The 409-nt window shown below is 33.3% G+C and carries 1 protein-coding gene; it reads right to left on the reverse strand.

Annotated features, from left to right (window positions below):
* The coding region (locus IDG60_RS02780) for a GA module-containing protein (RefSeq protein WP_206160475.1) at window positions 1-409 on the reverse strand (409 nt) is incomplete at both ends.

Consider the following 409-nt stretch of genomic DNA (forward strand, 5'->3'; position numbering starts at 1 on the left):
CATTAATCGCATTAGCATCCATATTTGGATTGTTCGTTGCATTAATAACACCATTTGCATTATTTACAGCAGTATTGTAATTATTTTTGTTGCTATCAGATGCATCAAGATAATTTTGACTTGTTTTCGTCGTATTATCATTTTGGATACTTGTACGTAATGCACCCATGGCAGTATTTAATGTATTACCTTTATCTTTAACACCATTTACACCAACTACATTTTGCGCTTGTTCAACTTGATGCTTCAAGTTGTCTTTTTGTAATTGTGTTAAGTTAGGTAAACCATTAATCGTATTTGTTGCTGAAGTTTTCGCATTTCTTAAGTTTTCAGCACCATTTAAAGCCGCTTTCGCTCTTGTAACTGCATTTAATGCATTATCAACGTCTGCTTTAGATGTGTTACCACC

Source organism: Staphylococcus sp. EG-SA-2, assembly GCF_017152085.1.